Origin of the sequence: Caloramator australicus RC3, assembly GCF_000297115.1 — a bacterium.
Lineage (GTDB): Bacteria > Bacillota > Clostridia > Clostridiales > Caloramatoraceae > Caloramator > Caloramator australicus.
Genome location: NZ_CAKP01000115.1, coordinates 1 through 25962 on the forward strand (window position 1 = coordinate 1; position 25962 = coordinate 25962).

A 25962-nucleotide genomic window follows, 5' to 3' on the forward strand; every position below is an offset into this window, starting at 1 on the left:
TCCGCTCTTTCTTGATTTGTAGTATGTTCTTGAATATTCTATTCCTCCTAGGAGCGTAATAATACTTTTCTTGTCTTTTCTTTCAACTATCCATTCCTTTTTTCTCTTATCATCTTCTTTAATCGCTTTATCTAATTCTTCTAAAAAGTCTTTTATTATATTCCTTCCAAGTTCATCAGTCGATTCTTTAACTACCTCAACAAGTTTTGTAAAATCCCATTCTTTTGACAGCATTTCTTCTACATTTTTTATTAATTTAGTAGTGAAATTTATTAAATGTTGTTGTATAATATCATGTTGTATAATATTATTCAAAAGAGACACCCCCTTATTGATTTGTGTTTTTTCCACTTTTTATTTTACCACAGGGGTTGTCTCTTTTAAATTTTTTGTCCTTTTTCGTCCTACAATAATTTTACACTATGATGGTTTTGGAGGTGGACTATGTCTATTAGAAATTCTGCTAAGGCAATAATAATTAAGGATGGCAAGCTTTTATGCACAAAAAATAAGGATCAGTTTGGGATATTTTATCTTCTTCCTGGTGGTGGGCAAAATAAAGGTGAGAATATAATAGAGGCATTGAAAAGGGAATGCAAAGAGGAAATAGGTGCTGAAGTTGAGGTTGGAGATTTAAAGTTTGTAAGGGATTACATTGGGAAAAATCATGAATTTAAAGAGTGGGATAGCGATGTCCACCAAATAGAATATATGTTTATATGCTTTTTAAAGGGTGAAATAAACTATGAAAAGGCAAATGAAAAGGATGCATATCAAATAGGAATAGAATGGATAGATCTAAAGAACTTAAAGGGGGTTAGAATATATCCTAAAAAATTGTCTGAAGTGATTAAAGAAGATGGAAGTTTTGAGGATATCGTATATTTAGGGGATGTAAATTAATATAATTTTACTAAAGAAATTATGTGGAGTGATTCTGTGGAGGATATTTGTAAATTAAAGGAGGATCTAGAAAGAATTTTAGAAAGAATAAAAGAACTTTATTCGATGGAGTTTTTGACCTTATGCCCCCTTGGGAAGGAACATTACAAAAATATGATAATAGACAGCATAGACCAAGCCTATTTAAAATTAGAGGAGACATTAAATATTTTAAGACAAAATGAAGGTAAGAGGGAGTTAAAAGAATTTACTTTAGAGGAACTTGCAAATTTTGATGGAAGGAATGGGAAACCCGCCTATGTTGCAGTAAATGGAACTGTTTATGATGTAACTTTAATTGCCTCGTGGGGCGGAGGAAGTCATTTTGGAGTTTTGGCTGGCAAGGACGTTACTGAGGAATATAATAAATGTCATGAAAATGAGAATAAACTTTCAAAACTTGAAGTAGTAGGAAAGCTAAAGGGAAGCAATCTTTAGGGGGATATAGGTTGAAGATTAGCGGTTGCGTAGAAGAAATTATAAACAACAAAAACTCATTATCAAACATTTTAGCAGAAGAAGCTATTACGCAAATTAAAAAGGGAAGGGTTAATAAGCCAAATGTAGTATGGATTGAAGGGACTGGGTGCTCTGGGAACACCATTTCACTTTTAAATGCCAATTACCCTGATGTAATATATCTTCTTAACAACATGATCAACTTAAAATTTAGCAACAGCCTTATGACCTGCGATGGTGAAAAAGCCTATGAAATCTTTTTAGAAACAATTAAAGAAGAATTTATTCTTGTTGTTGAAGGGGCCATCTCTACAAGGGAAAACGGGCTTTTCAATGTAATTGCAAGTTATAAGGGTAAAAAAATTACTGCCCTTGAAGTTGTAAAAATTTCAGGTTATAAGGCAAAGCATGTTATTGCCGTTGGAACATGTGCCTCCTTTGGAGGGGTATCAAAGGCAAATCCTAACCCTTCAGAATCAAAAAGCGCAAAGGAGATTTTAGGAAGAGACGTAATTAATCTTCCAGGGTGTCCTTGCCATCCGGATTGGATTATAGGCACTTTGGCATATCTTATAACAAATGATGGCATAGAACTTGATGATGAGGGAAGGCCTTTATTATTTTACGGATTTACCATCCATGATTTTTGCCCAAGGAGAACCTATTTTAACAATAGAATATTTGCACAAAATGTAGGGGAGCCCTATTGTATGTTTAGATTAGGCTGTAGAGGCCCTGTGACAAGAACAGATTGCCCAACTAGAAGGTGGAATAGCGGTGTTAACTGGCCGATAGGTGACAATACTCCTTGTATAGGATGTGCTAATGCTTATTTTCCAGACGGTATGGAGCCTTTTATCAGGACTTAGGAGGATAATATGGGAAGGATAGTTGTAATAGATCCTATAACAAGGATGAGTGGATTTTTAGGGATAGAGGTTGAAGTTGAGGGCGACAAAATTATTGACGCAAAGGCGGTTGGGAATCTGTTTAGGGGCTTTGAAAAAATTTTAAAGGGAAGGCATGCTTTAGATGCTGTTTATTTAACCGAAAGGATATGTGGTATTTGTTCATCAGCTCATTCTGTCGCATCAACATTGGCTCTTGAGGATGCACTAGAAATAACGCCTTCGTTAAATGTAAGATATATTCGCGACTTAATTCACGCCTTTGATATAATTCAAAACCACATAAGACATTTTTACCTATTTACAGTTCCGGATTATGTCAAATTTGATTCTATTAATCCTGTGTCAGAAACATGCCATAAGGATTATAGACTTCCAGTTAATTTAAACAATAAAATTCAAGGGGATTATATAAAGAGCATAGAGTATAGTAAACTAGCCCATGTTGGAGTTTCCATTTTAGGGGGTAAATCGCCCCACAATCATGGCATTTTACCGGGAGTTGTAACTGGCTCTTTGGATAGATTTAAAATAGAAGAGTTAAAATCTTTGATAAATAAAATAAAGGATTTTGTAGATAATTACATGCTTGAGGATGTAGATATTATTTCTAATTATTACAACGATTATTTTGAAAAGGGAGACACATATAATAATTTTTTAAGTTTTGGACTATTTGACTATGAAGACTTTTCCTATTTAAAGCCTTCGGTCATTATAAATGGGATAAGGCAGGAGTTTGATAAAGACAAAATAAGAGAAAATATAGCTTACTCATGGTATAAGATAGAAGATGGGCAAATAGTTGAAGATATTAACAAAGAAGGAGCCTATTCCTTTGTTAAGTCCCCAAGATATGATAAATGGGCTATGGAGGTGGGCCCTTTAGCAAGGATGATTCTAAGCGGAAGATATAAATTACAAAACTCAACCATGGATAGGATAACAGCAAGGTGTCTTGAGGCATCAGTTATATTAAAAATAATGCAAGTTTTGATAGAAAGGATAGAGCCAGTTGAAGAAAGGATAAAATATCAATTTAAAGATAAAGCTGAAGGGATAGGACTTACAGATACAACAAGGGGTGCATTACTTCACTTTGTAAGTTTAGAAAGAGATATTATAAATGGTTATGACATAATAACTCCATCTGCATGGAACTTTTCACCAAGGGATGAAATTTCTTTTGGGACAGCAGAAAAGGCATTGATGGGGACTAAAATTAATGATGTAAATGATATAGTTGAGGTTGGTAGAATCGTAAGAAGCTTTGATCCTTGCATATCCTGTGCAACCCATGTAACCATAAGGAGATGAAGGAATGGGGTAAAGGTAATTGGAATAGGTAATATTTTAATGGGGGATGATGGGGTTTCGGTTGAGGTATTGAAAATAATTAAAAAAGAGCTTGAAGAGAATAATATTAAGATTTTTGCAATAGAAACAGATATAAATTCTTTATTTAGCATTATAGAAGAAGATGATGTAGTAATTTTTGTAGATGCAATGATATCCTCAGGAAAGGTAGGGGAAGTAAAAGCATTCAAACCCAATCTACCCGAGCAAAATGAATTTTTTTGCCATGTTTATTTTCCATGGAATATTATATCTAAAATGGCTAAAGAAATTTATATAATAGGCATAGAAGTAGAAGATATCGATTTTAAAATTGGACTTAGCAAGAAATTGCAGGATGAAATTTATTTTATTGCAAATAAAACGTTGTTTTTAATTACTAATATATTGACAAATTTGAATTATAAAGTATAATTATTTTTAAAAAAGAAAAATAAAAATAAAATATTGCAAAGGCGATGATAAGAAGAGTAGGAATAAGTTAATGCTTCAGCGAGCTAACGATGGTGGGAGGTTAGCGCTAGACTTATTCCGAAGAACATCTTGGAGCCTCTAACCGAAATTGCGAATTGCAAAAGTAGGCTTAGACGGGGCTACGCTGTTAAAAGGTAGGCGATATCGAGTTTATCTCCGTATCGTTAAAGAGGGCTTTGCCAATTTGGGTGGCACCGCGGAAGTAACCTTTCGTCCCATTAGGGATGAAAGGTTTTTTTATTACAAAGGAGGGGATAAAATGAAAAGGTTAATATTTCCAAAGGATTATGTTCCTTTATTAAGTTTAAAGGAAACAGAAATAGCCATAAAAAATATTAAAGATTACTTTGAAAGGGAACTTGCACGAAAGCTAAATCTTACAAGGGTTTCGGCACCATTGTTTGTAAAAAGGAAAAGTGGTTTAAACGATTACCTTAATGGAACAGAAAGACCGGTTGGATTTGATGCCTATGACATTGAAGATGATACTCTAGAAGTTGTTCAATCCCTAGCTAAATGGAAAAGGCTTGCCTTAAAAAGATATGGTTTTTCTGTAGGTGAAGGTTTATACACCGATATGAATGCAATAAGACGAGATGAAACTTTAGATAACCTTCATTCAATATACGTTGATCAATGGGATTGGGAACTTGTAATAGATAAAAAGGATAGAAACGTCGAAACATTAAAGAGGATTGTAAGGGATATTTATGATGTGTTTAAGAGGACGGAAGATTATATTTGTAAAAAATATAAAACAATAACGCCTATATTGCCTGATGACATTTTTTTTGTTACAAGTCAAGAACTTGAGGACTTATATCCTAATTTAACACCAAAGGAGAGGGAAAGGGAAATTGCAAAGAAAGAAGGGGCAGTTTTTATTATGCAAATAGGAGATACACTAAAATCAGGAATAAAACATGACGGTAGATCGCCAGACTATGATGATTGGAAGTTAAATGGAGATATAATATTTTGGTATCCGGTTTTAAACTGTGCCTTTGAGGTTTCATCTATGGGGATTAGGGTTGATGAAAGATCTTTGATATATCAACTTAAAAAGGCGGGGTGCATGGAAAGGATTAATCTTTCCTTCCATAGGATGCTCCTTAGGGGAGAATTACCCTATACTGTTGGTGGAGGCATAGGACAATCTAGGATATGTATGTTCTTTTTAAGAAAGGCCCATATAGGAGAAGTTCAAGTTTCCGCATGGGATGAGGAGCTATATACGAAATGTTTGGAAAACAATATAATGCTTTTATAGATAGAGGTGGATTAACCTAATCCACCTCTAATACTTCCTAATTTTATAATTAATTCTTTTAAAATATTATATTCTTGACAATTATTATCAAGTATTTGAGACTCCTTGCCTAAAAGGTGTAAAAGTATTGGCCTTGCGGTTTTTAAAAGGGTATGGTAAAAGCTGTTTTCTATATTTGCTTCCATGTCAAAATCAAGATTTAGTATTTCTCTTGTAAGGGCAATATCTATTTCGTATTCCTTTCTTACTTCTTCTGCAATAAAACGCTTTGTAATGTTTGGATTCGCATATTTTAAAGCAAATTCCATATCGTTTTTTATTTGTGGATAAATTTCAATGAGCTTTTCTATTCCAAAATCACCATATTTATTTTTAATTTCTCTAAGGGCACGGCCTGTTCCTAAGAATTCTGGTGGCATCCCTATGGTATACATTGCAGCGGTAAAGGAAATTGCCCTTGGGATGTTTACATTTAAGGTGGTATCGATTTCTAAAATTTCTTCTTTTGTTTTTTCGTTTTCGATTATTGTTGCAAATTTATTAAGGTCAACAAATTCCCTATGATAGGATAATCCCTTCTTAGAAGCTGCTAATCTGTCACGATTTTTGGGAATAAAGATGGATATATTTGCTGCTGTTTCTGCGATTTTTAAAAAGGATTTAAGATAATATTTTGTAAAAATGGAGATAAAATCTTTTATTATAGAAATTTCTTCCTTTGAAAATTCCTTTGCTTTATATTTGTCTATGTTTTGTTCTATATATTTTACAAGGCTTCTTGTTTTTTCAAATCCATGATCATATCTTAATGCCGATTGAATTGTTACGGTTTTTATTCCTGAGTATGTCTTAAGAAAGTTTTCTATATTTTCAAAGGTAAGTTGCCCTCTAAAAGGTAGACTACCACAACCCATTATAGGGTAAATTTTAGTGGGGTGCCTTTTTTCTAATTCCTTTGCTTTAGAAATAGATAAAATGACTGCCAAGACGCTTGATACCATTCCATAGGATAAGGCGGAATCAGACCTTCCGATCATGAACCTTATATACTTTGGTTTATTTTTTAAACCATCTATAAATTCTTCTAATAAATTATCGATATTTACAAGGGAGACCACATCTTCGAATAGAGGAATAATATTTATTGTGTCTTCATTAAATTTAATACTAAAGTTTTTGTTTCCAAGTTCAATTACTGATTGAATTCGAGAAAGGGTATCAATAAGATCCTTAGAAGATTCGCACATGGGGACGATTACTTCCTTTATTGCTTGATATTGTGTTTTTTCAAACATAGAAAAATTTGTTTCCACTGCAGCCATTATGCACATGATTTGTCTAAATACTGTTTCTTTATCCGCACTTGATAGTCTTGGAGTTATAAAGACATCTTTGCCAGGGATTAGACCATTGTAAAAAAGCTCGTTTGCCACTTGAAGGGGTTGATGATAAGGTGTTAATTTTCCTTCAAAATCTATCATAACCTCATCAATGCCAAGTCCCCCTAAATCTTGAGGGAGAAGAGAAAACAAGGCTTCTTCTGGTTCTTGTTGAATAGAAATATACTCCACTGCGTTATCAGGATGTTGAGTCATCATGGTTTTTGGAATTTTCATAAAATCACTCCTAAGCATATATATTATATTCTATTCTTTTATGCAAGATAATGACACAAAAATTTCATAACATACTTATATAATAATAAATTTAGGGCGAAATTTCAATGAATTTGCAATAATAATTTTAGTAAATTTCATTATGATTTTCATGATGTCAAATGATGAATATTTTAAATATGAAAAGATATTTTTAGAAAAAGTGAATTTAATATGTTTTTAGATTAAAAAATAAAATAAACTTAATTTGACAAAACTATATATAGTGGGTAAAATTTTTAAAGTGCACAAAATATTGTGGTAATTTTTGAAAAGGGGAGATTTTGATGCTTACTCAAGTAAAAAAGAGGGATGGGAGAGTAGTAAACTTCACAAAGGAAAAAATTACAAGAGCTATTTATTTGGCAGCTCAAAACGTAGGGGGAACGGATTATTCAAAGGCCGAAGAATTAACTGAGAAGGTAATATCCTATATCATGAACAACCTTCCAAATGAGGAAATTCCAACAGTGGAATTTATTCAGGATTGTGTTGAAAAGGTTTTGATAGAAAATGGTCATGCAAAAACTGCAAAGGCGTATATTTTATATAGAGCAAAAAGAACAAGATATAGAGAAGCTAAAAGCGAACTTATGGATGTTGTAAAGGAAATATTAAAGGAAACAAGCAGAGAAAACGCAAACATAGGGAACTCTCCTTCAGCTAAGATGCTGCAAATTGCTTCAGCTGCAAGTAAACAGTATTATTTACATAATGTGATTCCGGAAGAAATGGCAAAGGCGCATATTAATGCTGATATTCATATCCATGATTTGGACTTTTACGGCAAAACTTTAAATTGTCTTCAAATAGATCTTACAAAGCTTTTATTAAATGGTTTTAATACAGGATATGGATATATTCGTCCGCCAAAGAGGATATCCTCTGCAACAGCACAAGCAGCAATAATTCTTCAAAGCAATCAAAACGATATGTATGGCGGTCAAAGTTTCCCCCATTTCGATAAAGCTATGGCTGCGGTTATAAGAACCTTTAAAGAAAAGCCATCCTATGAAGAAATATTCCAGGCTATGGAGGCCCTTGTTTATAATTTAAACAGCATGCATTCAAGGGCAGGAGCACAAGTCCCCTTTAGCAGCATAAACCTTGGAACAGATACTTCAGAAGAAGGAAGAATGGTAATAAGAGCAATGCTTGAAGCCTTTGATAAGGGGCTTGGAAGGGGAGAAAGTCCGATATTCCCTAACCTTGTGTTTAGAGTTAAAAAAGGAGTAAACTTTGAAGAAGGTGATCCAAATTACGATTTATTTAAACTTGCAATGAAGGTTGCAGCCCATAGAATGAATCCAACCTTTAGCTTTATGGATTCAAGCTTCAATGCAAAATACGGCGATGAGATTTCATATATGGGATGCAGAACAAGAACAATTCAAAACAGAAACGGTCTTGAAATATCAGCAGGGAGAGGGAATATAGCACCGGTTACAATAAACCTTCCAAGGCTTGCTCTTAAGGCTGGATTTGGAAATATCGATGGTTTCTTTAAGAACTTAGATGAAATTTTAGATCTATGTAAAAGGCAGCTTCTTCATAGATTTGAAGTGCTTGCAAATCTTAGGGTAAAGGACCTTCCTTTCCTCATGGGACAAAAGCTTTATATGGGTTCAGAAAATTTAAAGGAAGAAGATACTATAAGAGAAGCTATAAAAAATGGAACTTTAGGAATAGGATTTATAGGACTTGCAGAAACCTTAAAGGCACTTATTGGAAAGCATCATGGTGAGGATAAGGAAGCATTAGAATTAGGTTATAGGATAATTGAATATATAAGAAAGTATACAGATAAAACATCAGAAGAAACAGGGCTAAATTTTGTTTGCTATGCAACGCCGGCAGAAGGAACAGCAGGAAGATTTGTTCCATACGATAGAAAAATGTTTGGTTTAATTGAAGGTGTTACTGATAAGGATTATTATACTAATTCATACCATGTTCCAGTAACACAAGAAATTAGCATTTTTGACAAAATTGAAATAGAGGGAAGATTCCATAAACTTTGCAATGGTGGACATATAAGCTATGTTGAACTCCCATCTACAGTCGAAAACAATATTGAGGCCTTTGAAAAGATACTAAAATGGATGGCAAAATGCGATGTTGGATATGCAGGAATAAACTTCCCGATAGATGAGTGCAGAGTATGCGGACATAGGGGAATTATCCATAACGAATGTCCAGAATGTGGTAGTGAAGATATAAGAAGGATAAGGAGAATAACAGGATATTTATCCACTATTGACAGATTTAATGATGCAAAGAAAAAGGAACTTTATGATAGAGTAAAGCATGGGTGGAATTGAAGAGGTGATAAAGTGAAAATAAAAGTTGCGGGTATAGAGAAGGAGAGCTTTGTTGATGGTCCAGGGATAAGATATACAATATTTGCCCAAGGGTGTAAACACAAATGCAAAGGATGTCATAATCCATCCACTCATGATTTTGATAAGGGATTTTGGATGAAGGTTGAAGAGATTTACGAGGATATTTTAAAAAGAAGATTTATAGACGGTGTAACCTTTACGGGAGGAGATCCTTTTTTTCAAGCTGAAGCATTTTCTTATCTTGCAAAAATGCTCAAAAAGGAAAATTACCATATTGTAGCTTACACTGGATTTTATTTTGAAGAGCTTTTAAAGGAAGAAAGCTTTATGGGACTATTAAAAAATGTAGATGTTTTAGTAGATGGTCCGTTTATTCTTGAGGAAAGGGATTTAAAGCTTAAATTTAGAGGTTCGAGAAATCAGAGGGTAATAGATGTTAAAAAGAGCTTGGAGCTAAATAAAGTTGTAACAATTGAATTTTAAAAGCAGACTATTGAAAAATTTTTTTGATAAGCCACGTGAAGGATTTCCCTGGCATTCGCTCATTTCGCTAAGCAATTCTAAGTTTTTCTTTGTTTTCAAAAGTCCTACCCTCGTGAGCCGACATCCGTGTCGGCCACTCGGCTCTGCACGTCCGTGTGCAGAATTACGGACTTTTGAAAAGTCGAAAAGCAAGAATTGCTAGAGCTTATGAGAGATGCCTTTTTGAAATCCATTCACGTGGCTCTTGCAATATTTCAACACCAAAGAGGGTTTGTCGACAATCTGAAAAGGGCTGCTTAGCAGCCCTTTTTTGGTAGTGTTATATAAAACCTTACGCCATTATTGGTGTTTTCAACTCCATAGCCCCCTCCATGGAGCTGCATGACGTTTTTTACAATAGAAAGCCCGATTCCCGTTCCGCCAAGTTTTCTATTTCTTGACTTGTCGAGTTTATAGAATATATCCCATATTCTTTCCCTTTCCTCATCAGGAATGTGGGAGCCTGTATTTTCGACCTCTACTTTAACTTGACCATCTTCATTTATCATATTAATATAAATAGTGCCGTTTTCGGGAGTATGTTTTATTGCATTTGTAATATAATTAGTTAATACTTGATTCATCCTATCAAAGTCAGCAAAAACTTCCATATCATCTATTAGATTTAATTTTAAAGTGATATTTTTTTCTTCAATAGGTCCTTTAAATTTACTAACTATGATTTTTATCAATTTATCCAATTTAAAGTTTTCTTTTGAAAGTTCAAATTTTCCTGATTCAAGCTTTGAAAGTTCTAACATATCCTCAACAAGGTTTGTCATACTTTTTGTTTCATCAAGTATTATTTTAAGATAATAATCTTTTTCTTTATCATCAAATATTCCATCCTTTAATGCTTCTGCATAGCCTTCAATGAGGGCAATAGGTGTTTTAAGATCATGGGAAACTGCTGCAATAAAATCCCTTCTCATTTTATCCAGCTTTTTTTCCTTTTCAATGTCCTCTTCAAGTTTTGCATTAGCTTCTTTTAAAGAAGTTAAAGCATTGTTTAGATTTTCAGAGAGGACGTTTAAGCTGTTTGCAAGGCTTCCTATTTCATCTTCAGATTTTATGTTGCATTTTTGGCTAAAATCCAGATTTGCCATCTTTACTGCGACTTTATTCATTTCAACTAGAGGCTTCGATATAATTTTGGAATATAAATATGATAATATAAGGATTATGCCAATGGCTAACAGAACGAAATATACATATATTTTATTGATTACCAGTATAGCCTCACTTATAGGTTGCAACGATGTTGCACAAATAATAAGTTCTTTATTGTCTAAATTATATATGCTGACAATGCCTATTATAGGCTCACTTTTATCAGTTAAAAAAAAGGTAGTTATATTATTGTCTTTCCTTATAAATCTCATTTGTGAACGGTTAATCCCTTTTATTACATCTAAAAGCAATCTATTTTTTAATACCTTGTCCCTACCATCTAATCTAAAAATTTTGGGCATTAGATTTTCACTCAAAACCATTATTTTGGAATTTGACTTTTCTTCCACTTCAAAAAGGACGCTTTCTACCTCTGAAATAGTATTGGCTTCTTTGTATTTATTTACAAATTCGATTAATGTTTTTTCAGTTTCGTTTATTTTTTGTGAGATATAAAATTTTTCAAAAAAAAGAGATAGAAATAACATAGTTAGAAGAAGGAAGGATATAAAAATTACTGCGTTTATTAAAAACAATTTTGTGGTTAAACTTTTACTTTTTATCATGTTTCACCTCAAACCTATATCCATAGCCTCTAACTGTTGATATAAGGTATCCCTTTGAACCTAATTTTTCCCTTAACCTTTTTACATGAGTATCTACTGTTCTTAAGTCACCATCATAATCAAATCCCCAAATTGCGTCAAGTATTTTTTCTCGTGTTAGGGTTATACCTTTGTTTTTAAAAAGATAAAGAAGTATTTCAAATTCTTTTGGCGACAGGAAAACCTCCTCGCCGTCAATTAGGACTCTATGGGCATCCTCATCAATATATAGGCCATTATATGATGTATGATTTGAATTTACTTCTGTATAATATGTTCTTTTTAAAAGGGCCTTAACATTTGCAACTACAACCTTGGGACTTACAGGCTTTGTAAGATAAATATCAGTTCCAAGTTCAAATCCTAATAATTTATCGTCATCATCGGATTTTGCAGTAAGCATTATGACAGGTAGGGAAGAGGTTTTTCTTATTTCATTTAATAGTGTCCAACCATCCATAACAGGCATCATGACATCAATTATAGCAAGGTGAATCTTATGGGCCTTTAATATTTTTAACGCTTCATATCCGTTTTCTGATGTAAAAACATTATAATTTTCCTTTATAAGATAAGCCTTTAAAAGATCCCTTAATCTTTCTTCGTCATCTACTATTAGGATAGTTTCCATCATAATAACACCTCGCCGTTTCATTTAATTATAATATACTTATAAAGTTTATAGATAAATATTTACAATAAATTTGCATAAATGTTAATAAATTATTAATAAAACGGGTTATTCTATTAATTTAGAACAACCCGTTGACTATGAAAATCTATGCTTTAAACTTGCTGATTTTGTTATTGAGATCTTCGGAAATTGATTTAAGCTTTCTTGAGAGTTCTGTTACTTCATTTATAATAGAACCCATTTCCTGCGTCGATGATGAAATTTGTTCGGTTGATGCTGAAATTTCCTGTGCAACAGATGATACTGATTCAACTTTAGAAAGAACTGTATCCTTAGCTTCTATAGTTTTATTCATAGATTCAAAGGTTTTGGTAATATATGGTGGTATGTTTTCAATTGAATTTAGTATATTATTAAATGAATTTATTGCATCTTCTGCAAGAGTTATTTGATTTTTAATTTGTGCATCAACATTATTGGAGGTTGAAATAACGTCTTTGGTTTCTAAGATGATAGATTCTATCAATTTTTTAATTTCATTTGAAGATTCTTGCGATTTTTCAGCGAGTTTTCTAACTTCATCAGCAACTACAGCAAAGCCTTTTCCAACTTCACCTGCTCTTGCAGCCTCTATAGCTGCATTTAATGCTAAGAGATTTGTCTGTTCTGCAATGCCGTTTATGGTATCAGTTATTTTAGAAATGCTTTGTATTTGTTCTGATAATTCATTAAGCTTTTCTATAACTTGTTTGTATCCTGAGAGGATGTCTTCAAAGTAATTAATTATTTTATTTATTTTTTCTTTACCTGTGTTAGCTAAACTTTCGGTTTCGTAGGTTTTGGTATTTACATTTAAAAGATTAGAGTTTATATCATCAAGCTGCTTAGAAAAATCATGAATTTGAGATACTATATCATTTAAATCAGTTGCTTGCTGCCCTATTCCCTTTGTTACTTCTTCTATTGAACATGCAACTTCGTTTGCAGCTATTGATATTTTATCAGTTATAGCATTAAGTTCAGTCGAAGCATTGTGAACATTTTTTGAAGTATTTTTAATATTGAAAATAGATTTTCCTATCGTTTCTAAAACATTGTTTAAGTCTTTTGAAATTTGCCCTATTTCATCATTATAATGAACAGGAATTCTTACGGTAAAATCACCATTAGAAACATTCGTCATTAGTTTTGATATATTATTTATAGGTTTAGATAATAATCTTGAAATAATTAATATTAGGAGAGGTATTGCCAACAATGATATAGATATTAATAGTAATATAGTTTTCATTATGGATTTACTAACTGCCATTATATCCTCATAGGGAGTTGTTGAAACAAATTTCCATTTAAGATAATCGTTGGTGCTAAATATTGCGATGTATTTTTTCCCTTTATAATCAAAATTGACTTTCCCATTTTTATTGTTTAAAATTTTCTTTCCATACTCAGTTGAAGCCATATCTTTTTTCATTAATTTCTGTGAATCAGGATGGGCTATTATTGTTCCATCGCTTTGCATTATGAATATAAATCCATGGTTCCCCAGTTTAATGCCTTCTACGTATTTGCTTGCCAGCCTTTCTAAGTCGATTGACGCTCCTAATATTCCTATAAATTCTCCATTTTCACCCTTAATCGGGTTGCTTATGACCACTGAAGGGGTCTTAAAATTATCGTCTAATAATGTTTCTGAAATATATGGTCTTGGCTGATAACGGCACATTTTAAAAAAATTATAGTTTGAAAAATTTTTACCCTTCATATCCTTGTGCTTATATGGAGTCGAAATAATCGTTCCGTTTTTATCTGTTATAAATATAAAATTAATTAAATCTAAATTTGCCAAATAGTTATCTAATGTATTATTTAAAATATTTTGTGTTTCATCGTTAGGGTTTGTCTGCAATATGTAGGTATTTCTTTTTAAATCTTCATTAACGGAATATATGAAAATAAAATTAGAATATTGGTTCATGGCTTTAGAAATATTACTTGAAACATAGTTTTGAAGGTTTTCAAGATTTTTATAAGCTGTGCTAAGGTTAATATTGTAAGTTTTACGATAAAGGATATCTCCAAATATGAGTAGTGGAATTATGTAGATTAAAGAAAATATTATTGAGATTTTTGTTTTTAATTTTAAAGACCTTTTCAATATACTCCCCCCATTTTTACAATCCTTTTAAAAACATTATAAAATTTTTTAAAAATAAATTCAATCGTTTGCATACCTTAAAAATATCATATTTGAACATTTTTTGCTATAATAGTAAATAATAACTTAAAAAATTACAAAATGGGGTGAATTAGATGAGAATAGGTCACGGATATGATGTTCATAGATTAGTAGAGGGAAGAAAACTTATATTAGGCGGTGTGGAAATACCTTATGAAAAGGGACTTTTGGGCCACTCAGATGCGGATGTTTTAGTTCACGCTATTATGGATGCCATATTAGGAGCAGCTGCTCTTGGAGATATAGGAAGGCATTTTCCAGATACCGATGAAAAATTTAAAGATGCAGATAGTTTAAAATTATTGAAGGAAGTAAAAAAACTTATTGAATTAAAGGGATATTCCTTATCAAATATTGACGCTACAATAATCGCTCAAAAACCAAAGCTTATGCCGTATATAGAAAAAATGAGGGAAAATATATCGAAAACATTAAATATAAGTATAGATGATATTAATATTAAAGCAACTACTGAAGAAGGTTTAGGTTTTACAGGTAGTGGGGAGGGCATATCAGTTCATGCTGTTGCTTTACTAGTAAAAACTTTGTGTTAAATAAAATTTAAAAATATTGTAGAATATTGACAGCAAATTAAATGAAAAATATAATTATAAAAAGAACTAAATATAAAAATGCTGTGAAAAAGAATAGTAGGCTAAAATACCAGAGAGAAAACCCATAGGCTGAAAGGTTTTCACTTAGCCGAACCCGCTTTGGAGCAGCTAGCGATGAGCTATGCCGGCACTTGCCGTTATCCAAAATGAGTTAAAATTTAGGTGGTACCGCGGAGTAAGCCTTCGCCCTATAGGGGTGAAGGCTTTTTTGTATAGAAACTTACATAAGGAGGGAGAAAAATGAGACTTAGCAACTTATTTATGCCAACATTAAGGGAAGTTCCAGCAGAAGCTGAAATACCAAGCCATCAACTAATGCTAAGGGCAGCATTGATGAGAAAACTTGCATCGGGAATTTATAACTATTTACCTCTTGGGCTTAGAGTTCTTAGAAAAATAGAAGAGATAGTTAGAGAGGAAATGAATAGAGAAGGTGCACAGGAGATACTTTGTTCAGCCCTCTTACCATCGGAGCTATGGAAGGAATCGGGAAGATGGGAAGTGTTTGGCCCAGAAATGTTTAAACTTCTCGATAGAAACGGAAGAGAATTCTGCCTTGGACCAACTCACGAGGAAATTTTTACAGACATTATAAGAAACGAAGTAAAATCCTATAAGGATATGCCACTTAATCTTTATCAAATTCAAACAAAATATAGGGATGAAAGAAGACCAAGATTTGGAGTAATGAGATGTAGAGAATTTACAATGAAGGATGCCTATAGTTTCGATACATCTTGGGAGGGACTTGATGAATCCTTTAACAAGATGTATAGGGCATATTGCAGAATATTCGACAGATGCGGACTTGATTATAAGGCTGTAGAAGCAGACACAGGTGCGATGGGCGGAACTGGATCAATGGAGTTTATGGTAAAGTCAGATATCGGAGAAGCTGAAGTTGTATATTGTTCAAGTTGTGATTATGCTGCAAATATTGAAAAGGCACCAACATTTGAAGTTAAGGTGGAAGCAAAAGAAGAACTTAAAGAGCTTCAAAAAGTGGAGACACCAAATGTAAGAACAATTGAGGAGCTTGTTTCCTTCTTTAACACTACACCACAAAAATTTGCAAAAACATTGATCTATAAAGCAGATGATAAAGTAGTTGCCGTAATGGTTAGAGGAGATAGGGACGTTAACGAAACTAAAGTTATAAACTACTTAAAATGTATAAACCTTGAACTTGCAGATGCTGAAACAGTCAGAAAGGCTACAGGGGCTGATATTGGCTTTGCAGGACCTATTGGAATTAAAGTTGATGAGCTTTTAATTGACTATGAAGTAAAGTATATAGAAAACATGATTATAGGTGCAAATGAAACAGCATATCACATGATAAATGCAAATTATGGAAGGGACTTTGAAGGAACAGTTGGAGACTTTAGAAATATTGCAATTGGTGACAAGTGCCCAAAGTGTGGAGCAGAAATTAAAATAAACAGAGGTATTGAAGTTGGACATATATTTAAGCTTGGAACAAAGTATTCACAGGCTATGGGGGCAACCTTTGTGGATGATAAAGGTGAAGAAAAGCCAATTATAATGGGCTGCTATGGAATAGGAATAAATAGAACCATGGCTGCAGTTATTGAACAAAACCATGATGAAAAGGGAATAATATGGCCTTTATCAATTGCTCCCTTCCACGTTATAGTAGTTCCAGTTGTTATGAAGGATGAACTTCAGGTTAAAGTTGCAGAAGAAATTTACAATAAGCTCAATGAGATGGGAGTAGAAACACTAATCGACGATAGAGACGAAAGGGCAGGAGTTAAATTCAACGACGCAGACCTTATTGGAATTCCAATTAGAATAACTGTAGGCAAGAAGATTAAAGATGGAATAGTTGAATTTAAACTTAGAAATTCAAGTGAAGTAAAAGAAATAAAAGTAGAAGAAGTTTATGATGAGGTTTTAAAGGTTTTCAAAGAAAGAAATGTAAAGATTAAAAGCTGCTAAGGAGAACCCTTAGCAGTTTTTTTAGTGCCTGCCACTTGACATTTTGACTTTTTGACATTTCTATAATTTACCATATCTAATTAAATGAATTTATATCTGATAATAATTCAGACAACGTATTATTTATGAATTCTATTTTGTTCTTTAAAAGAATGAGGCTTTCTTGATAGATATCATCTACTTGTATTAAATTTAAGCTATTTTGTAATAATTGGAAATACTTAAAGGAAGGAAGGAAGAGTTTGTTTAAAAAGAAATTTTTGCTTGTATATGAAAGGCATCCATCTATATACTGGGATTTTAAAAATCCAGTTGCTTGGAAAAAATAAAAGGAAGCTTCCTGAAGTGTATTAAAGCAGCTATTATAGTTTTCCATAGATTCTTTTTGCGGTTTTATTCCTTTAAGATGTTTTATTGAATTTAATATAGCCTTTTGTAGGTTTTGCATTTTAAAAAGCACAGAAACTATTTCAGAATTTCTTCTTTGCTCCAAAAAAAATCCCCCCAGTTTTTTTCTTAATATATAAATATGTTATGGCAAGTGAATAAATGAAAGGCAAAAATTGCAAGGGAAATTAAAGAATAATTACCAATTAATTTTGATGGAAACTTTTGTTGAATCAATGTATAATTTAAGGAAGTTACATAAACTAAGGAGGTTTTACATTGAAGCGTATTTTATATTTGATTTCTCTTTTTATTGTTCTTTTACTTTTATCTTCCAATTCTGCATCTGCTGCAGTAACATCTAAGTATCCTATCGTAAAGTTCAGTTCGAATGTCAAAGATGTATATTATATAGGTGACAAGATTATTTTTACGGTTAACTCATCTAACTTCCCAGGAAAAGTTGAATACAGGGTGCAGATCAAAAATTTAAGCACGGGAAAAATTACAGAACTTTGGAATTCTAAAAACGGATATCCAACAAGATATAATACAAAAGGTCAAGTTCTTGGAAGAAATAATTTTAAAGTGCCAACGACGGTTAGTGAAGCTGGGATCTATAATATAACAGTTTATGTAAAAAGGGCAGGACTTGCGTTAAACAAAGCAAAGAACTCAAAGCTTGGCTATGATTCTATAGTAGTATCTAAAACATTTGAAGTAAAAAATCCAATAAAAATATTGGATAAAGAGGGAGCTGTAATAGGATCAGAAATAGTTGAACAAAACGAGATGATTAACAATGTTTTAAAAATAACAGCTAAAGATGTTACTATAAAAAATGCATTTATTTATGGGGATGTATATGTTCTTGCAGATAATGTAACATTGAATAATGTTCATATTTCAGGAAACCTTATTTTAAACCCACCAAGTGAAGGAGGTTTCAATTTAGATAATGTATTTGCAGAAAATGTTAACATAGTATCGAATAAATCTAATGAAATTTCCTTAAAGCATTTAATAACGAGAGCATTAAAAGTTGACTCAGGTAATGTAAACAAATTAGTTGTTACTGATGAAAGTCAAATAAGCAGCACAAAAATAAACAGGAATATGACTTTAGAGGTTCAGTCGGGTTCCTTTGGAGCTATTTTTGTTGAAGGAAAGGCCAATGCAACAATTGAATTGAATTTGGTAGGAGTTTTTGATAAACCTATAATTCCAAAAGGCAATGTGGTTATTAATAATTTAAATACAGAAATTAACAAGCTTGTTGATGTCCATGTGTATGAGAGTGCTAGCGTAATTTTAAATGGAAACTTTAGAGAAGTTTATATTAAAAAACCAGCTTATTTAAACTTAGCTGAAAATTCTAAAGTAAATTTGATAAAGACCTATGATGATGCAGAAATTTATCAAAATGATAATACAAGGATTGATTTTTTAATAAATGCAGATAATTCAAAATATGTTTTAGTAGATGGAAAACAAAATGTAGGAAATTATAGTGGATTTGTAAGGTTTACTGTTGGGAAGGAACTATTGCCAAGCAATGAATTAATTAAAAAGGCTGCAAAGGTTGATGTTTATTACTATAATATAATTGCTAGAACAAATTCAAATAATTATACAATAAAACCGGTTTTAGTGTTTAGACTTTTAAGGGAAGATGGATCTTATATTCCTATTAAATTTGGTGGATATATTTACTTTTACAACGATGGAGTTGTAGAGAAAATACAGCGCTATGTAACCAATAGTGTATTTACAATAGGAGTTAATAAAGAGGATGGAACTATAGCATTAAGGGGAGGGAAATACAGAATAATTATTCCTTCAGAGGATGGAAATTGGTATGAAGTTTCCTTTGAAACTAAAAAAGTGGAAGGATATAATCAAGCAAAAAGTGAAATTGTTTTAGTCGACGAAAAGCCCTTTAAGCTTGCAAGATGGAAAAGAAATGTTACTTCAAGCACAAGTTATTTTACATTAGGGACTACATTGAAGGACCTTATAAAGATACAAGGACAGCCAAAGTCAGGAAGCTATCAAGATACCAATAACCGTTTCTATATATACAAATACTCGTCATCAATTAAAACGAAAAATGGTAATAATTATGTTGAAAGCACGGTTTATCTTGATAACATCGACGGACAATTTGTTGTAACTGGATGGGAAAATTGGGGTAATCTAAAGGTTAGTCTTGGAGTTAAAGATCCTAATGCAAAACCAGTAACGTTTGGTTCTACACTACAGGACTTTGTAAAGGCAAATGGAACGCCCTTTAAAATTTATGTTGATTCTGATACCATTTATGTCAATGGAGATGAGATTGCCTTTTATTTAGGCAAATTAACAACCTTTAGAACATATCAAAATTTAAAGCTGGAGATTGGAAAAAAGGATCCGAATGCACCAGCAATTAATTTAGAATCTAAAAGGCAGGACGTCATAAAGGCTATGGGGACACCAACTAAAGTATCCTTTGGTGACGATTCATATACATTAGAACACTGGGAATATGGAGAATCTTACATTACATTTGATAGAACGACAGGAAAAGTAAAGAAATGGGTTAATTATGGAAATTTAAAGGTTAGCCTTGGGGAAAAACTAAACGATGCACCAGCTATTATGCTTGGTTCTAGTTACCTTGACGTTATAAAAGCTGAAGGAACACCATATTATATGAGTCAAAATGATGATGGAAGTATGTATTGGGCATATAAAATTACACAATATACTTCTGATTCCTTCACATTTGACAAAAACGGAAATTTAATAGAGTTTACAACTAGCGGAACAATTAAAGTTTTTATTAAAATTGGCGAAACTATTTATGACAATATTAAAGTTGGAATGACTAGGGATGAGATTATAAACATACTTGGACAGCCAAGTTATCAAACGGATAGAAATATTAGTTATGGTGATTTATCATTTACCTTAGATTCAAATGGAAAGGTTACTTTTATAAGACAAGGAAGCCGTTAAAAATAAATATTAAATAAACCCTATAAAGTTATTGCTCTGCTTTATAGGGTTTTATTTTTATATAAAAATCATATAATTCACTATTAAATTATAGAAATTTTAAATTAGAGATACAGAATAAACATAATAACGATATACCTTAGATTAGAAAAAATAAAGAGATTTTAAAAATATTTAACAATTATTGACAAATGAAATTTAGATGATATAATCTTGCATAAAGACAAATGAATATCAAAAATCTCATCAAGAGTGGTGGAGGGACTGGCCCTATGAAGCCCGGCAACCAGTGGTTTATCCACAATGGTGCCAAATCCTGCGGCGATATTGCCGAGAGATGAGAGAGAATTAGCCTCTTTCATCTCGAAGGTAGGTTTTTTTATTTTAATTTTCTTATGATAAAATATATTAAATAATATTAATTATGAGAGGAGAGTTATTATGATAATGATAAAGGGTTTATATAAATCCTTTGAGAATGAAGGTCAAGAGGTGGAAGTTTTAAAAAATGTTAATTTAACTATTGAGGATGGGGATATATTTGGCATTATAGGTCCAAGTGGTGCAGGTAAATCAACGTTAATAAGATGTTTTAATTTATTAGAAAAACCTAACAAAGGTGAAATAATCGTTGATGGTGTTAACATTACAAAATTAAATGGTAAAAAACTAAGGGACTTTAGAAAAAATATGGGGATGATTTTTCAACATTTTAATCTTTTACAAAATTCAACAGTATATAAAAACATAGCTTTTCCACTTGAAATATCAGGATATAGTAAAGATTTTATAGAACAAAGAGTGTTAGAGCTTTTAGACATGGTGAATTTGAAGGATAAAAAGGATGCATATCCTTCTATGCTATCTGGAGGACAAAAACAAAGGGTTGCAATTGCAAGAGCATTAGCCCTTAACCCTAAATACATATTATCGGATGAAGCGACATCAGCATTAGATCCATTAACTACGAGGTCAATTTCAGATCTTTTAAAATTTTTTAATAAAAAATATGGAATAACAATCATCTTAATAACCCATGAAATGGATGTCGTAAAAGAAATTTGCAATAAGGTTGCATTTATAAATAACGGCAGAATAATAGAATGGGGAAACACTTATGATTTATTAAACTTTCCGAAATCGATAGAAATTAAACAGTTTGTTAATGAAAACAACTTTAAAATAGATAAGGAGGAGTTATTTAAAAATGTTAGCTGAAACAATAATCCTTATATTCCGTGCATTATTTGAAACATTATACATGGTAATTTTTTCAACTTTATTTGCAATAATTTTTGGATTCCCAATAGGATTGGTGCTTGTTTTAACACAAAAAGGAGGACTTTTGGAAAATTTAAATTTAAACAATGCTCTTAATTCAATAATAAATACAGCAAGATCTATTCCTTTTATAATAATGATAATAATTTTATTTCCATTATCTAGGATAATTGTAGGAACGAGCATAGGTTCAACTGCGGCGATAGTCCCTCTATCTATAGCAGCATCTCCATTTGTAGCAAGAATTATTGAAACATCGTTAAATGAGGTTGACAAAAAAGTGATTGAGGCTGCTGTTTCTTTAGGTGCAAATATTCCACAAATTGTATTTAAAGTTATGGTTAAGGAATCCCTTCCATCTTTAATATCTGGTATTACTTTGACAATAATAAATATTTTAGGATATTCAGCTATGGCTGGAGCTATTGGAGGAGGTGGTTTAGGAGATTTAGCGATAAGATATGGATACCAAAGATTTAGAACGGATATTTTAATTGCAACAGTTATTATTCTAATCTTATTCGTCGAAACAATCCAAAGAATGGGAAGTAAATTGAGCAGAAAATTTGACAAAAGATAGAGGAGGTATTAGAATGAAAAAACTTTTTTCAATTATTTTAAGTATTTTTATTGTTGTCTCCTTTACAGGTTGCAGTAAATTTGCAAATTCAGGTAATAAAATAGTAGTTGGTGCAACACCTGTTCCCCATGCTGAAATATTAGATTTTATTAAGCCTAAATTAAAAGAAAAAGGGATAAATATTGAAATTAAGGAGTTTACAGATTACATAACACCTAATATAGCATTAAATGATAAGCAACTGGATGCGAATTTTTTTCAGCATGTTCCCTATTTAGAAACGTTTAATAAAGAAAGAGGGATGAACCTAGTAGCAATAGCAAAGGTTCATGTTGAGCCTATGGGTGCATATTCAATAAAGTATAAAAGCAAAGATGAAATACCAAATAGAGCAATTGTTGCTATTCCAAATGATGCGACAAATGAAGGAAGAGCGCTGCTCCTTTTAGAAAAACAAGGACTTATTAAACTAAAGGATTCAACCAATTTAACAACTACACCAAAGGATATTATAGAAAACCCTAAAAGTTTAATATTTAAAGAGCTAGAAGCAGCGCAGCTTCCGAGGGTGTTAAAAGATATTGATATAGCGATTATAAATACAAATTATGCATTAGAAGCAAAATTAAATCCTGTTAAAGATAGTCTTTTCATTGAAGATAAAGACTCCCCCTATGCAAATATATTAGCAGTGAGGCCTGAGGATAAAGACAATCCATTAATTCAAGAGCTAATAAAGGCCTTACAAAGCGAAGATGTAAAAAAATTTATAGAAGGAAAATATAATGGAGCTGTTGTTCCTGCATTTTAATCTTTTTGTCCCAATCTTTGGGACAATTTTTTTATTTATAGCTAAATATATTATAACATTTAACACTATTTTTTTGTAGGTGGTAGAAACTGATGTTGAAGCGGAAAACTTAAGAAAATTTGCAAACTTTTATGGATATAAGTTTGAAAAGAAGATAAAGGATGATTTAATATTTATTAAGTTGTTAAAATGAGGGACAGAAGCAATTAATCGATTTGACAAAAAATGTATATCGGGTAAAATAGAATTAAAAAAGATTGGGGTGGGGTTATGGGTAAAAGAATAGTAGTTAAACAAAGTAAAGAACAAGCGATATTTTCAATGATAGTGGGATTAATATTTGTTATTATTGGGATTATGATAGCTATTCCCAACTTTGGACTATTTGGGATATTTTGGACAATCATTGCATTTTTAATTTTTGCCTCTTCAGTTTACAACGTTATAAACAAAAAGGGGCTTCCTTCCTGGAGCGCAGAAATTGAGGATAATAAAATTGAGTTAAATGAGGATTTTGAAATGAAGCTTAGGAAATTAAATAGATTAAAAGAAGATGGGCTTATAACGGAAGAGGAATTTCAAATAAAAAGGGAAGAAATAATGAGGGAAAAGTGGTAATCTTTTGGAGGATAAAATGAGAGTAAAGGGATTTTTATATGGAATACTATCAGCAATATTCTTTGGAAGCTCTGGAATATTTATTAAACATGGTTATGATAAAAATTTTTCTCCCGTAGATCTTTTAATGCTGCAATATATAATAGCAGGAATAATACTTTTTATATATTCTCTAATTAAATATAAAAGTAATATAAAACTTACAAAGGAACTTTATAAGAAGCTTTTTATCCAGGGAGCTATTTTTAACACCCTGATGACGGTATTTTTCTATTCGTCTTTTAAATACCTAGACGTTGCAGTTGCAACAATACTTTTATATACTTATCCAACGATGGTGGCCCTTTTTAGTTTTATGTTTTTAAGGGAGAAGCTTTCTAAAATCAAAATTTTTGCTATTGCAGGAACTTTAACAGGATGCTATCTTGTTTTAAACATTCACAATATAAATTTGAATAAAGCAATTATTATTGGCATAATTTTTGGTCTTTTATCAGCAGTTTTTTATGCAGGAGTAAATATATATGCTAAATACATCGTTGAGGATGTTCCTGAAGTATTAGTCACGTTTTATTCAACTACCTTTTCCTTACTAGTTTTACTTATATTTAACTTTCCGTTTATTTTTAAATTATCCTCGATAAGTTTTGTATCTGTAAAAAACGCTGCGTTACTTGCTGTATTTTGTGAGATAATTCCATTAACTTTGCTTTATGCAGCAATTAAATATGTAGGGCCAGTTACAACTTCAATAATAAGCACAATCGAAATACCTTCTGCAGCAGTTCTTTCTTTTATTTTTATGGGTGAAAGACTAAATATTATTCAAGTCATAGGAATTATTTTAGTAATAATTTGTGTGATACTTTTGAAAAGAGATGAATAGTGCGTAAAAATAGCCCCGTAGGATTGAAAAATCCTTAACGGGGCTTCAAAATTCTTAGTTTATATAAACTATCGTTCCATTTGGCATATTTTTATATATCCAGTAGGAATCATTGATGCTAAGCCTTACACAGCCATGACTTGCTTTTTTGCCTAAGGTGTTATCTACGACCTTACCTTGCTTGTCCATAGGAACAGAATGAAAAAGATATGGTCCACTAAATCTTACCCAATGCTTTGCTCCTTGCCTATAAAAGTTTGAGTAAAACCATTTTCCCCTTGCGGATATTCTAAAAATCCCTTTAGGAGTTGGGGCTGTATTTAATCCTGTTGAGCATGGCATAGTTTTTATTAATTTATATCCATCCCTTTCTTTTATAAAAACATGGGTATTTTGTCTTAATAGATCAACCCAGATAAGATATTTTGAAGGGGTTTTAAAATTTTTATTGTTTATATAATTTTCTATAATTTCCTTGTCAAGCCCCTCAATTTCAATATTTTGCTGAGAGGCTATTGCTATTTCGCTACTTTTTACCCAAGCTAATTTATTGGTTGATAAACTTCTAACATAATAAAATTTTTGCTTTTCTCCTTTTATTACTTCAACTAACTCCCCCGTTTGAAAATTTGCAGTATCCTTTGCTATAATTCCGGTAACAACATCTGAACCTACTATATCATCATAACTTAATGTTGCTTTAGCATTTGCTTTAAATGTTATTATATTAAGTAGAAGGACTAATACTACTAGTTTTATGATAAATTTCAATGTGAATCCCCTTTCTCTTTTGTGATATACAGCTGGCTTTTATATTTTATCATAATAAATCAAACTTATAAATACTTTAAAAGATGTGATAGTGTCAAGATATTGTAGGTTAATTTTTATAGACAACCCCTTAAATTAGCTAGTTTCAAGGCGTTTGTTAAATTTAAAAAACTTAAATTATATTTTCATATTTTATTGATTTTAATATCCTGTAAATTGGCGTTACTTTCCCTATGTTCAATATCGTTATATTATTCATAACTTCACGTGAAGATTTATTTATCTTTCTTATCGCTTCTTTTATTTTCTTCTTACTTACCTTGAAGGCTTTTTCATCTTCCTTAAACACACTTATTTCCCTTAAATTTCCTCCATTCTTGCTAAATACCCTTAGCTTTGCCATTATCTTTAATCCTTCCTTGCTCCATCCTAATGGCCTGCTGCTTAATCTCGCCGATAATACATGGCTTACATGC

The 25962-nt window shown here is 31.9% G+C and carries 24 protein-coding genes, 1 riboswitch and 1 other annotated feature; of the genes, 16 read left to right on the forward strand and 8 right to left on the reverse strand.

Annotated elements, in window-relative coordinates; translation table 11 throughout:
• Positions 1-315: UPF0236 family transposase-like protein (locus CAAU_RS11375; protein ID WP_040306572.1), on the reverse strand; the 315-nt coding region annotated here is incomplete at its 3' end.
• 129 nt (positions 316-444) lie between these two features.
• Here CAAU_RS11375 and CAAU_RS11380 point away from each other — a divergent pair.
• From CAAU_RS11380 to asnA, 6 genes are all read left to right on the forward strand, one after another.
• Positions 445-903, forward strand: coding sequence for an NUDIX domain-containing protein (locus CAAU_RS11380; RefSeq protein WP_008909586.1), 459 nt, complete (start codon positions 445-447; stop codon positions 901-903).
• Positions 904-939: 36 nt separating this feature from the next.
• Positions 940-1380: a cytochrome b5 domain-containing protein gene (locus tag CAAU_RS11385; protein ID WP_008909587.1), complete on the forward strand. Its 441-nt coding sequence runs from the start codon at positions 940-942 to the stop codon at positions 1378-1380.
• Between the two features lie 11 nt (positions 1381-1391).
• Complete coding sequence (locus CAAU_RS11390; protein WP_008909588.1) at positions 1392-2270, forward strand: hydrogenase small subunit; 879 nt, start codon at positions 1392-1394, stop codon at positions 2268-2270.
• A gap of 9 nt (positions 2271-2279) precedes the next feature.
• A complete protein-coding gene (locus CAAU_RS11395) occupies positions 2280-3626 on the forward strand; it encodes a nickel-dependent hydrogenase large subunit (protein WP_008909589.1) in 1347 nt (448 codons plus the stop codon).
• A gap of 24 nt (positions 3627-3650) precedes the next feature.
• On the forward strand, positions 3651-4079 hold the full coding sequence (locus tag CAAU_RS11400) for a hydrogenase maturation protease (RefSeq protein ID WP_278244346.1): 429 nt from the start codon (positions 3651-3653) through the stop codon (positions 4077-4079).
• A 35-nt stretch (positions 4080-4114) separates the two neighbouring features.
• Positions 4115-4360: a binding site (T-box leader), on the forward strand.
• A 38-nt stretch (positions 4361-4398) separates the two neighbouring features.
• The gene (gene asnA, locus CAAU_RS11405; protein ID WP_008909591.1) at positions 4399-5409 is read left to right on the forward strand and encodes an aspartate--ammonia ligase; all 1011 of its coding nucleotides are present in this window, start codon (positions 4399-4401) and stop codon (positions 5407-5409) included.
• Between the two features lie 11 nt (positions 5410-5420).
• Here asnA and ppcA read toward each other — a convergent pair whose 3' ends face one another.
• Entirely contained in the window at positions 5421-7025 is a 1605-nt protein-coding gene (gene ppcA, locus CAAU_RS11410; protein WP_008909592.1) for a phosphoenolpyruvate carboxylase, read from the reverse strand.
• A gap of 326 nt (positions 7026-7351) precedes the next feature.
• Here ppcA and nrdD point away from each other — a divergent pair, with 326 nt between their 5' ends.
• Together nrdD and nrdG are read left to right on the forward strand one after the other, a co-directional pair.
• On the forward strand, positions 7352-9385 hold the full coding sequence (gene nrdD / locus CAAU_RS11415; protein ID WP_008909593.1) for an anaerobic ribonucleoside-triphosphate reductase: 2034 nt from the start codon (positions 7352-7354) through the stop codon (positions 9383-9385).
• Between the two features lie 12 nt (positions 9386-9397).
• The gene (nrdG, locus tag CAAU_RS11420) at positions 9398-9889 is read left to right on the forward strand and encodes an anaerobic ribonucleoside-triphosphate reductase activating protein (RefSeq protein ID WP_008909594.1); all 492 of its coding nucleotides are present in this window, start codon (positions 9398-9400) and stop codon (positions 9887-9889) included.
• A gap of 296 nt (positions 9890-10185) precedes the next feature.
• Here nrdG and CAAU_RS11425 read toward each other — a convergent pair whose 3' ends face one another.
• The 3 genes from CAAU_RS11425 to CAAU_RS11435 all read right to left on the reverse strand — a co-directional run bounded on the left by CAAU_RS11425 (position 10186) and on the right by CAAU_RS11435 (position 14495).
• The gene (locus tag CAAU_RS11425; protein WP_040306574.1) at positions 10186-11664 is read right to left on the reverse strand and encodes a sensor histidine kinase; all 1479 of its coding nucleotides are present in this window, start codon (positions 11662-11664) and stop codon (positions 10186-10188) included.
• Positions 11651-12337 (reverse strand): response regulator transcription factor, encoded by a 687-nt coding sequence (locus CAAU_RS11430; protein ID WP_008909597.1) that lies wholly within the window; start codon positions 12335-12337, stop codon positions 11651-11653. Before CAAU_RS11430 ends, CAAU_RS11425 begins: the two co-directional genes overlap by 14 nt.
• A gap of 145 nt (positions 12338-12482) precedes the next feature.
• Positions 12483-14495, reverse strand: a complete 2013-nt coding sequence (locus CAAU_RS11435) for a methyl-accepting chemotaxis protein (protein WP_008909598.1) — start codon at positions 14493-14495, stop codon at positions 12483-12485.
• A gap of 155 nt (positions 14496-14650) precedes the next feature.
• Between CAAU_RS11435 and ispF the strand changes: the two genes are divergently transcribed.
• Together ispF and CAAU_RS11445 are read left to right on the forward strand one after the other, a co-directional pair.
• Positions 14651-15130 carry a 2-C-methyl-D-erythritol 2,4-cyclodiphosphate synthase gene (ispF, locus tag CAAU_RS11440; protein ID WP_008909599.1) on the forward strand — a complete coding sequence of 160 codons (480 nt, stop codon included), beginning with the start codon at positions 14651-14653 and terminating at the stop codon, positions 15128-15130.
• A gap of 300 nt (positions 15131-15430) precedes the next feature.
• A complete protein-coding gene (locus tag CAAU_RS11445) occupies positions 15431-17152 on the forward strand; it encodes a proline--tRNA ligase (RefSeq protein WP_008909600.1) in 1722 nt (573 codons plus the stop codon).
• Between the two features lie 76 nt (positions 17153-17228).
• Here CAAU_RS11445 and CAAU_RS11450 read toward each other — a convergent pair whose 3' ends face one another.
• Positions 17229-17645 carry a hypothetical protein gene (locus tag CAAU_RS11450; RefSeq protein ID WP_008909601.1) on the reverse strand — a complete coding sequence of 139 codons (417 nt, stop codon included), beginning with the start codon at positions 17643-17645 and terminating at the stop codon, positions 17229-17231.
• 173 nt (positions 17646-17818) lie between these two features.
• On the opposite strand from CAAU_RS11450, the gene CAAU_RS11455 reads away from it, so the two are divergent.
• From CAAU_RS11455 to CAAU_RS11480, 6 genes are all read left to right on the forward strand, one after another.
• Positions 17819-20539, forward strand: a complete 2721-nt coding sequence (locus tag CAAU_RS11455) for a hypothetical protein (protein ID WP_040306578.1) — start codon at positions 17819-17821, stop codon at positions 20537-20539.
• A gap of 240 nt (positions 20540-20779) precedes the next feature.
• A riboswitch (SAM riboswitch) is annotated at positions 20780-20883 on the forward strand.
• A 97-nt stretch (positions 20884-20980) separates the two neighbouring features.
• Positions 20981-21757, forward strand: coding sequence for a methionine ABC transporter ATP-binding protein (locus CAAU_RS11460; protein WP_008909604.1), 777 nt, complete (start codon positions 20981-20983; stop codon positions 21755-21757).
• On the forward strand, positions 21747-22400 hold the full coding sequence (locus tag CAAU_RS11465) for a methionine ABC transporter permease (protein WP_008909605.1): 654 nt from the start codon (positions 21747-21749) through the stop codon (positions 22398-22400). Before CAAU_RS11460 ends, CAAU_RS11465 begins: the two co-directional genes overlap by 11 nt.
• A 13-nt stretch (positions 22401-22413) precedes the next feature.
• Positions 22414-23211, forward strand: coding sequence for a MetQ/NlpA family ABC transporter substrate-binding protein (locus tag CAAU_RS11470; protein ID WP_008909606.1), 798 nt, complete (start codon positions 22414-22416; stop codon positions 23209-23211).
• A 270-nt stretch (positions 23212-23481) separates the two neighbouring features.
• Positions 23482-23829 (forward strand): SHOCT domain-containing protein, encoded by a 348-nt coding sequence (locus CAAU_RS11475; protein ID WP_008909608.1) that lies wholly within the window; start codon positions 23482-23484, stop codon positions 23827-23829.
• A gap of 4 nt (positions 23830-23833) precedes the next feature.
• Complete coding sequence (locus CAAU_RS11480) at positions 23834-24715, forward strand: DMT family transporter (RefSeq protein ID WP_156792089.1); 882 nt, start codon at positions 23834-23836, stop codon at positions 24713-24715.
• A 54-nt stretch (positions 24716-24769) separates the two neighbouring features.
• On the opposite strand, the gene CAAU_RS14010 is transcribed toward CAAU_RS11480, so the two are convergent.
• Together CAAU_RS14010 and CAAU_RS11490 are read right to left on the reverse strand one after the other, a co-directional pair.
• A complete protein-coding gene (locus CAAU_RS14010; protein WP_008909610.1) occupies positions 24770-25486 on the reverse strand; it encodes a L,D-transpeptidase in 717 nt (238 codons plus the stop codon).
• Positions 25487-25658: 172 nt separating this feature from the next.
• Positions 25659-25962 (reverse strand): UPF0236 family transposase-like protein (locus CAAU_RS11490; RefSeq protein WP_192811160.1); only part of this gene is annotated, 304 nt, incomplete at its 5' end.